This window comes from Gemmatimonadota bacterium (genome assembly GCA_026706345.1).
In the GTDB taxonomy this organism is placed as follows: domain Bacteria; phylum JAAXHH01; class JAAXHH01; order JAAXHH01; family JAAXHH01; genus JAAXHH01.
Genome location: JAPOYX010000117.1, coordinates 1 through 8,878, shown reverse-complemented (window position 1 = coordinate 8,878; position 8,878 = coordinate 1). Strand labels below are relative to the sequence as shown.

9 protein-coding genes are annotated in these 8,878 nt (G+C 62.6%); 7 read left to right on the top strand and 2 right to left on the bottom strand.

All coding sequences use genetic code 11. The annotated features are described in order from the left end of the window. Together OXG98_08005 and OXG98_08000 are read right to left on the bottom strand one after the other, a co-directional pair. Window positions 1-609, bottom strand: a 609-nt coding sequence (locus tag OXG98_08005; GenBank protein ID MCY3771947.1) for an aldehyde dehydrogenase family protein, incomplete at its 3' end; no start/stop codon positions are given. 78 nt (window positions 610-687) lie between these two features. Then, a complete protein-coding gene (locus tag OXG98_08000) occupies window positions 688-1,677 on the bottom strand; it encodes a Gfo/Idh/MocA family oxidoreductase (protein MCY3771946.1) in 990 nt (329 codons plus the stop codon). Between the two features lie 210 nt (window positions 1,678-1,887). On the opposite strand from OXG98_08000, the gene OXG98_07995 reads away from it, so the two are divergent. From OXG98_07995 to OXG98_07965, 7 genes are all read left to right on the top strand, one after another. After that, a complete protein-coding gene (locus OXG98_07995; protein ID MCY3771945.1) occupies window positions 1,888-3,255 on the top strand; it encodes a sodium:alanine symporter family protein in 1,368 nt (455 codons plus the stop codon). A 115-nt stretch (window positions 3,256-3,370) separates the two neighbouring features. Next, a complete protein-coding gene (locus tag OXG98_07990; protein ID MCY3771944.1) occupies window positions 3,371-3,583 on the top strand; it encodes a hypothetical protein in 213 nt (70 codons plus the stop codon). Beyond that, a complete protein-coding gene (locus OXG98_07985) occupies window positions 3,573-5,042 on the top strand; it encodes a sodium:solute symporter family protein (protein MCY3771943.1) in 1,470 nt (489 codons plus the stop codon). Before OXG98_07990 ends, OXG98_07985 begins: the two co-directional genes overlap by 11 nt. Before the next feature lie 44 nt (window positions 5,043-5,086). Continuing rightward, entirely contained in the window at window positions 5,087-6,454 is a 1,368-nt protein-coding gene (locus OXG98_07980; GenBank protein ID MCY3771942.1) for a sugar ABC transporter substrate-binding protein, read from the top strand. Further along, entirely contained in the window at window positions 6,451-7,302 is an 852-nt protein-coding gene (locus OXG98_07975; GenBank protein MCY3771941.1) for a sugar ABC transporter permease, read from the top strand. The genes OXG98_07980 and OXG98_07975 overlap by 4 nt, the downstream gene beginning before the upstream one ends. A gap of 4 nt (window positions 7,303-7,306) precedes the next feature. After that, window positions 7,307-8,131, top strand: a complete 825-nt coding sequence (locus tag OXG98_07970; protein ID MCY3771940.1) for a carbohydrate ABC transporter permease — start codon at window positions 7,307-7,309, stop codon at window positions 8,129-8,131. A 186-nt stretch (window positions 8,132-8,317) separates the two neighbouring features. Beyond that, window positions 8,318-8,878, top strand: a 561-nt coding sequence (locus OXG98_07965; GenBank protein MCY3771939.1) for a class I SAM-dependent methyltransferase, incomplete at its 3' end; no start/stop codon positions are given.

Genomic DNA, 8,878 nt, shown 5'->3' with positions numbered 1-8,878 from the left:
CAGGCCGGGCTGCCGCCCGGCCTGCTCCAGCAGTTCAATGAGCCGAATCGCCGTCAGCGGCACCTTCTCGGAGGGCTTGAGTACGAAGGTGTTGCCGCAGACGATAGCAATCGGATACATCCACATGGGCACCATGGCGGGAAAATTGAAGGGGGATATCCCCGCGCAGACGCCCACGGGCTGCCGGATGGTATCGCAATCGATCCCGCTGGCGATCTGTTCGAGGGAATCCCCCATGAGCAGAGTCGGCGCCCCGCAGGCGAACTCCACCACTTCAATGCCCCGGCGCACGGATCCCCGAGCCTCTTCCAGGGTTTTGCCGTGCTCGCGCGTGACCATACGCGACAGTTCTTCGAAATGTTCTTCGAGCAGGTGCACGTAACGAAACAGGACCCGGGCACGGTCCACGACCGGGACCGCCGACCAATCGGGCAGGGCTTTCCGTGCCGCTTGAACCGCGGCGTCGACTTCGGAGGTGCCGCACATGGGCGTTCTCGCGATGACGCTGCCGTCTGACGGGTTGAATACCGGTTCCGTGGCTACGCCGGCCGCGTCGACCCAGCTACCGTCGATAAACAGTGGACATCCGTTTGTTTCCTGATTGCTCATGTTCTTCCTCAATGCCTTCCACGATATGTGTGATGTGATACGTGTCGTACGTAAATACCGGCGATTATGTGCAAATAATCAACCGACCGCCTCGGGCTTTCCGCTCTCGGCCGACTTGTAGGCCGCCTCGGTCAACTGCACCACCCGCAGGCCGCATATGGGTGGGGCTTGCACTTCCGCCTCGCCCAGGATGGCCTCGATGAAGTTGTCCGCGGGAGGTTTACCGCGCCCGGGGGTCTGCGGCAAACGGATGTCCTCGCCTTTTCGGTGAACGAACAGGGGTTCCGACGCGCCGAACCGCATCACGCCCTCCGTGCCGTAGAAAGTGAACTCCTCCCGCCATTCGGGTGACATGGAGGTGTGGGACAGGTTGCCGACGGCACCGTTCGTAAACGCCACCGAAATAGCCGTATTCACGTCGACGAGAGTGCCTTCCGGGTTGATGAAGGCGTGGACGGACTTCGGTTCCAGTCCCGTCGTCCACAGCAGGATGTCATTGATGTGGCTGCCCGTGTCCATGAAATGGCCGCCGCCCGAGAGCTCGGGATCCGCGCGCCAGGAAGCGCCGGGGCTGAAAATCCCCAGGCAATCCTGGGCGATAATGACGTGCACGAGGCGAACGTCTCCGATGGCCCCTTCCGCGATCATTTCCCGGGCCTTGATGAACTTCCCTTCGCCATGGCGCTGGTAGGCGACGGCAAGTACTTTACCGGCCCGTTCCGAGTATTCGATGAAGTCCCGGGCGTCCCGCGTCGTCGTCGCCATGGGTTTTTCCACGAGCACGTGCAGTCCCGCCTCCAGGCTGGTCCGTACCTGGTCCGCGTGCCGGGTATGGGGCGTGGCGATGACGATCCCGTCCAGTTCTTCCGATTCGATCATCGCTTCGAGCGCCGCGTAGTGATTCAACCCCTGCGCCGCCGGTCCCAAGGTCTTCTCCAGCCGGTTCATCGCGACCGGGTCGGTATCGAAAAGGGATGCGACCCTGGCATCTTCACGGGCGGACAGCAACCGGGCGTGGTGGCCGCCCATGCCGCCTGCGCCCGCGATGCCAATTCGGAGTATTGACATGTGGCATGATCCTTGATGGGAAAGGGTCTTCGTGGCAATTCAGGCCGGACAGCCGGAACGGTCCATGGGAACCGTTTCCGGCGATGGTTCACTATAAAAGCGGGACGTTTAAAGATCAAGGAACAAAATGGAAAGTGCTTGACATGGGTTCTGCCTCGCTCTTAGGTTGGCCATCGTTGTTTACCTCTTCACCCGCACACGGAATACCCCATGGAAAACACGCTGCTTGATTATGTCGGCGACGTCCAGGCCCTGGTATGGGGATTGCCCATGCTGGTGCTGCTGGGCGGCACGGGCCTCTATCTGACCGTGCTGCTGAAAGGCGTGCAGTTCCGTTCCCTGTGGCACGCGCTCTACCTGGCCTTCGTCAGGCGCCGGGAAACCGGGGCAGATGGCGATATCAGCCACTTCCAGGCCCTGATGACGGCGCTGGCGGCGACCGTCGGTACGGGTAACATTGCGGGCGTGGCTACGGCCATCGCGGCCGGGGGACCCGGCGCGCTCTTCTGGATGTGGATGACGGGCCTGGTGGGCATGGCCACGAAGTACTCGGAAGCGGTCCTGTCAGTCAAGTACCGCGAGATGGATTCGAAGGGGCTTATGAAAGGCGGCCCCATGTACTACATCTCCAACGCCATGGGCTGGAAGTGGATGGGGGGCGCCTACGCGCTGTTCGCGGCGCTCGCGGCCTTCGGCATCGGCAACATGACCCAGTCGAATTCCATGGCCGACGTGCTCCAGAGCAGTTTCGGCGTGGACCCCTGGATCACCGGCATCGTCTTGATGATCGGCACGGGCCTGGTCCTGATCGGCGGGATAAAGAGCATCGGGCGGGCGGCCAGCCTGATCGTCCCCACGATGATCGTGCTGTACATCCTCGGCGGACTTACCGCCATCCTGATGAACGCCTCGGCGATCCCGGGCATCTTCGAGCTCGTGGTCACCCACGCGTTCACACCCGCCGCGGCCGCCGGGGGCTTCGCGGGCGCGATGGTACGGCAGGCGGTCCAGTTCGGCGTGGCCCGAGGTATCTTCTCCAACGAATCCGGCCTGGGCAGCGCGGGCATCGCCGCCGCGGCCGCCCAGACGAAGGAGCCGGTCACGCAGGCCCTGGTATCCATGACCCAGACCTTCATCGACACCCTGGTGGTGTGCACGATCACCGGTTTCACCATCATCGGTACGGGGGTCTGGCTGTCGGGCGACACAGGCGCGCCGCTCACCGCCGCGGCCTTCACCGCCGGATTGCCGGGGGGATTCGGCGGCTACCTGGTCGCCGTGGGCCTGGTGCTTTTCGCCTATTCGACCATCCTGGGATGGAGCTACTACGGCGAGAAATCGGTCGTATACCTGCTCGGCGAACGCTCCGCACTACCTTACCGCACACTGTTCTGCCTCTTCGTCGGCATCGGCGCCGTATCGGAACTGGAACTGGTCTGGGGGGTTTCCGATATCATGAACGGCCTCATGGCCTTCCCTAACCTGGTGGCCCTGCTCTTCCTTTCTCCGATCGTCGCCGCGGAAACCCGGCGGTACGCCGGCAAGCTACGCGGCGAAACGGCACCGAACGGACCATAATCGCCGCATCCTGAGGCAACACACGACCACCGCACGCGCGTAACCATCGCGATTGACTGGCCAGCTGGTCCCCAAGGACAACATGGCCGGCCCGCCCAGCCCGGACAAACCAGATATGACGCGAAGACAGCATAGACGGATATTCTGGGGGCTCGTGGTCGTGCTGGCCGCGCTCCACGTCGATTTCTTCAACCACGGAATCTTCCCTCCGCCGCTGTTCGGATGGCTGCCCGTAGACCTGGCCTACCACGTCGTCTGGGTAATCGCCGCCGCCGCGCTCGTCCTCTATTTCACCCGATACGTCTGGCGGGACTTCGATGAGTCCTGAAACGACCATATTTGTCGTGGTGGTGATGTACTTCGCCGTGGTGCTGGGCATCGGGGCCGCCGCGTTCCGCCGGTCCCAGCCGACGGCCGAAGACTACTTCCTCGGGGGCCGCCTCGCCCGGTCGCTCGTGATGTTCATGGCTCTCTTCGGGACCAATATCACGCCGTTCCTGATCATGGGCATATCGGGCCTGGCCTACCATCACGGTTACGGGGTGTTCGGTTACACGGCGGCCATGGCGGCGCTGATCATCCCCGTGGCGTACTATGTCATCGGATATCCTGCCTGGATCGCCTCCCGGAAGCTGAAGGCCGTGACGCCGGCCGAACTGCTCGCCCGCCGGCTCGACAGCCCCAACCTCGGCCGCCTGCTCTTCGTCGTGTACTTCGTCTTCATGCTGCCCTATCTGTCCACCGGCGTCGCCGGGGTGGGGCTGGCTGTCGACGTGTTCACCCAGCAGGCGATCTCCTTCGAAGTCGCGGCGGCCGGCATCCTGGTCATCACGCTGCTCTACACCACCACGGGCGGCATGCGGGCGACGATGTGGACCAACGTCTTCCAGGGTCTCGTCTTCGGCATGTTCCTCTACGTATCGATCGTCGTCGTGGCGACCGATTTCGGCGGCGTCTCGGGCGTCATGCAGGAAGTCGCCCGGCGGTTCCCGGAACTCACGGCCACGAAGGACACGCCTCCCTTCACAACGGGCAACTGGTTTGTCTGGGGGATGTCCATGGGGCTGGTCGTCCTCGCCTTTCCCCACCTGCTGGTGCGCGTATTCGCCGCGAAAGACGTGAAATCGCTGAAGAACTCCATCCGGTACTACCCCGTCATCATGATCGGGTTGATGCTGGTGGCCACGCTCTACGGCGTGTGGGGACGCATCGAATTCCCGGATTTCGTGGGCCGGGATTCCGACATGGTCTTCCCCATGGTGATCCGCAGCCACTTCGGTCCCCTGATCCAGGGACTCGCGCTGGCCGGTATCCTGGCGGCGGTCATGTCGACTCTGGACGCACAGATGCTCACCCTGTCGTCCATGCTCACCCGCGACGTGTGGTACGGACTGTCCCAGCGCAGGCAGGTGGTGCTGGGCCGGCTGTTCCTCGTCATTCTCGGCGGGATCGCCTACTACATCGTGATCCTCCGGCCGGCGTCCATTTTCGCCCTCGCCCAGTTGTCCTTCTCCGGATTTGTCACGCTGACCCCCATCTGGCTGCTCGGCCTGCACTGGAGGCGGTTCACGGCCGCGGGCGCCATCACGGCCATCGTCGCCGGGAACGCCGTGCTCGTCACCATGTTCTACGAATGGCTGCCCAATCCAGGCCTCATGCCCGTCGCATGGAGTTTCATGGCCACTTCCATCGTGGGCGTCGCGGTGTCGCTCTTCACGTCCCCGCCGCCCGAATCGGTTACCGAGCCCGTGATGACCCCGATCCGGAAGGCCATGGGAGATGGTTGACCGCGTATGACCGTCCACCCGTTCGCCGGCAACAGGCGTAGCATATGAACCACCTCGGCAAGGCACCCCTGATCTTCGGCCTGCTCTTCCTCCTGGCCTTTCCCGTCATCGTGTTCCGCGGCGACGACCGCTCGGACACGCTGGAGTTCTGGATCTTCGCACAGACGCACTACGATGAGTTCAGCGCCAGGATTCCGGCGTTCGAGGCGGCGCATCCCGGCGTCAAGGTCGAACTTCGGCTGATCTCGAAATTACACGACAAGCTCCTGGCCGCCTTCCTGTCCGGCATCGGCGGACCCGATCTTTCCGAAGTCGAGATTTCATCGGTAGGCAGGTTTTTCAAGGGCACGAAGGAGGAAATCGGCTTCGTGGACCTGACCGACCGTATCGAGCGCGAAGGGATCACGGATGAGTTCGTCCAGGCCCGGCTCGCGCCCTGGTCCTTAGGCGGCCGGGTATACGGCCTGCCCCGCGATGTCCATCCCGTCATGCTTCTGTACCGTCACGACGTGTACCAGGAAGCGGGGATCGATCCGGCATCCATCGAAACCTGGGACGATTTCGTCCGCGAGACCAGGCCCCTCGCCCGCGACGACGACGGCGACGGGCGGCCCGACCGCTACCCGATCATGCTGAGCGCCCACAAGCCCGGCCATTTCTGGCTTTTGCTCCTGCAGAACGGCGGCGGCATGTTCGATGAGGACGGCGGGGTCATCATCGACAACGAAATCGCCGTTGCCACCCTGGAATTCTACTGCAGCCTGCTCAACGAGGCGCAACTGGCCATCCCCGAATTCTCACAGGACCCGGCCAGCTACGCCGCCATGAAGGAAGGCATTATTCTGGGGGTGCTGGCGCCGGACTGGTACATCAGCTTCGTACGGAGGTTCGTCCCGGAGCTGGAGGGAAAATGGCGCGCCATGCCCCTGCCGGCCTGGCGGGAAGGCGAGCGACGCACCTCGACCTGGGGCGGCACCATGATCGCGGTCACCAAACAGGCCGAAAACCCGGACCTCGCCTGGGAATTCGCCAAGTTCGCCTACATGGACGACGAGGCCCTCGCGAACCGTTACCGCAAGACCTTTATCATCCCGCCGATCAAGTCCGCATGGTCCAACCCGGTGTACGCCGAGTCCGAGACGTACCTGGACGGGCAGGTCCTGGGCAGAAGCCTGACGGAACTCGCGCCCGATATCCCCGGATTCCACCTGAACCCCTATTGGGCCGAGGCCAACGATCTGCTGCGGCAGGCCGTGTACGAGGCCGCCAATGGGATCCGGACGCCCGCCGATGCGCTGTCCTACCTGGCAGCGCAGGTCCGCGCGCTGATGCAGGAATCGACAGTCGCGACTGATGAAGAAGGCGAGTTGAGATTGCCGTCGCCACGCATCGAATCGACAGAGACCGAATGAAGCCCCGGTACGCCCCCTACTTCTTCCTCGCGCCCTTCTTCACGCTCTTCGGGGTCTTCATGGTCTATCCCCTGTTCGATTCGATCCGTCTTAGCACGTACAGTGTCCGGGGCATGCGGAACCAGACCTTCGTGGGCCTCGAAAACATCGAGCGGCTGATCGCCGATCCGCTCTTCTGGACCGCCCTCTGGAACACGGCTTATTTCGCCGCGGGCAGCCTGCTCCTGCAACTGCCGGTGGCCCTGGCCCTCGCCCTGCTCCTCAGCAACGCCCGCCTGAAGGGCCGGAACCTGTTTCGGCTATCCTTCTTCTCACCGGTGTTGATTTCCGGCGTGTTCATTGCCGTGATCTTCTACCTGCTGTATGACCGGCGCTACGGTCTGGTGAATCGAGTCCTCGGTTCCGAAATCCAGTGGCTGCAGGATCCCGACCTGGTCATGCCCGCCCTCGTGCTGGCCGGCGTCTGGCGGTGGGCGGGATTCAACATGGTCTACTTCCTCGCGGGGCTTCAGAGTATCCGGCAGGAGCTTTACGAGGCGGCGGCCGTAGACGGCGCGGGACCCTGGCAGAGCTTCGTGCACGTGACGATCCCCGCCCTGAAACCCGTGATCGCTTTTGTGGTCATCACTTCCATGATCGGGTCGTTCCAGCTCTTCGATCTGCCTTACGTACTCACGGAGGGCGGTCCCGGCAACGCGAGCATGACCATGGTGATGTACTTGTACAAGCACGGATTCGAATTCATCAACCTCGGCTACGCGGCGACGATCGGGTGGGCCCTGGCCGTAGTCATCGGGGTGATCTCCATCATCCAGGTCCGGTTCTTCGGCGTATTCAGAGAAAACTGACACCATGAGAAACCCTGTTCGCACCACCATCACCTATGTGCTCCTGATCCTGCTGACCATCCTGGTCCTGACGCCGCTGTTCTGGGTAGTATCGGCTTCCTTCAAGCCGTCGGGCGAGATCTTCTCCTACCCGCCCACCTTTCTGCCCCAGGATCCCACGCTCGAGAATTTCACCCGGCTGTTCCAGGAAATGCCGATCATCCAGTACGTCGTAAACAGCACCTTCCTGGCCACTTCGTACACGCTGCTGCTCCTCGCCATCGCCACCATGGGCGGATTCGCCTTCGCCAAGTACTCGTTCCGGGGCCGCGGCGTCCTGTTCGCCATCGTCCTCGCCTCCATGATGATCCCCTTTCACCTGGTGCTGGTGCCCCTGTTCACCCTGTTGTACAAATTCGGGTGGCTCGACACCTACCAGGGCGTGATCCTGCCCTACCTGGCGTCCAGCGGATTCGGCGTGTTCCTCATGCGGCAGTTCATCCTCGGCGTGCCATCGGATCTGCTTGATGCGGCGCGGATCGACGGCACCTCCGAATTCGGTATCTACTGGCGCGTCATCATCCCGGCCGTGAAGCCGGCCATGGGCGCCCTGAGCATCTTCGGGTTCCTGGGGGCCTGGAACGAGTTTCTCTGGCCCATGATCGTGCTGCGGGACGCCGCCAAGTACACCCTGCCCCTCGGCCTGGCCAGCCTGGTGGGCGTCTACCGGCAGGAGTACGGCATGCTCATGGCCGGTACACTGCTGTCCATCCTGCCCATCATGGCCCTGTTCCTCGCGATGCAGCGGGAGTTCGTGCAGGGAATCACGCTGGGGGCGGTGAAGGAGTGAAGGAGGATGGACAGTAACTCCTAGTTATGACGCATGTGATGCGTGTGACAGGTGTGAATGGTAAGCGCGACTTAAAGGCGTTGACGTGTGACGCTATGGGCCACAATTTGAGCGATTCGCGAGCAACGATTCCGAGTCAACTCATGCATGTGAAGACAGTTAGGGTGGAAAGGAGCTACCTCGAAAATGACAGATCAAGACCGCGATCGGCAATACACGATGGGACGCAGCGACGAAGAGACGGAACGGCTGATCGAGCAGTCCCGGCTAATCAGACCGATCACGGAGCGGTTTCTTCGTTCCGCCGGCGTTGCACGGGGAATGCGGGTCCTCGACATCGGCAGCGGCGCGGGCGACGTGGCGCTGATTGCAGCGGAGCTCGTGGGTCCGGAGGGGGAAGTCGTAGGTGTGGATATGAATCCGGAGATCCTGGAGACCGCCCGGGAACGGGTCCGGCAGACGGGGCACCGTAACGTGGCGTTCCATGCAGGCGATGTGCAGTCCTTGGATCTGGGCGACGATTTCGACGCCCTGGTCGGCAGGCTGGTGCTCATGTACCTGCCCGATCCCGTGGCCACACTCAAACAACTCGTAACACGATTGCGTCCCCGCGGCCTGGTCGTCTTCCAGGAGATCGATTTCACGATGACCCGGTCATACAGTAGCGAGGATACTCCGCTCATGACCCAGTTGGTCGATTGGATCGTGGAGGTATTTGAGCGATCCGGGGCGAACCCGAATATGGGA

Excerpts from the sequence above, each read along its gene's own strand:
- OXG98_07980 (MCY3771942.1), top strand. The coding sequence starts at position 5,087 with ATGAACCACCTCGGCAAGGCACCCCTGATCTTCGGCCTGCTCTTCCTC.
- OXG98_07990 (MCY3771944.1), top strand. The coding sequence starts at position 3,371 with ATGACGCGAAGACAGCATAGACGGATATTCTGGGGGCTCGTGGTCGTG.
- OXG98_08000 (MCY3771946.1), bottom strand. The coding sequence starts at position 1,677 with ATGTCAATACTCCGAATTGGCATCGCGGGCGCAGGCGGCATGGGCGGC.
- OXG98_07970 (MCY3771940.1), top strand. The coding sequence starts at position 7,307 with ATGAGAAACCCTGTTCGCACCACCATCACCTATGTGCTCCTGATCCTG.
- OXG98_07995 (MCY3771945.1), top strand. The coding sequence starts at position 1,888 with ATGGAAAACACGCTGCTTGATTATGTCGGCGACGTCCAGGCCCTGGTA.
- OXG98_07975 (MCY3771941.1), top strand. The coding sequence starts at position 6,451 with ATGAAGCCCCGGTACGCCCCCTACTTCTTCCTCGCGCCCTTCTTCACG.
- OXG98_07985 (MCY3771943.1), top strand. The coding sequence starts at position 3,573 with ATGAGTCCTGAAACGACCATATTTGTCGTGGTGGTGATGTACTTCGCC.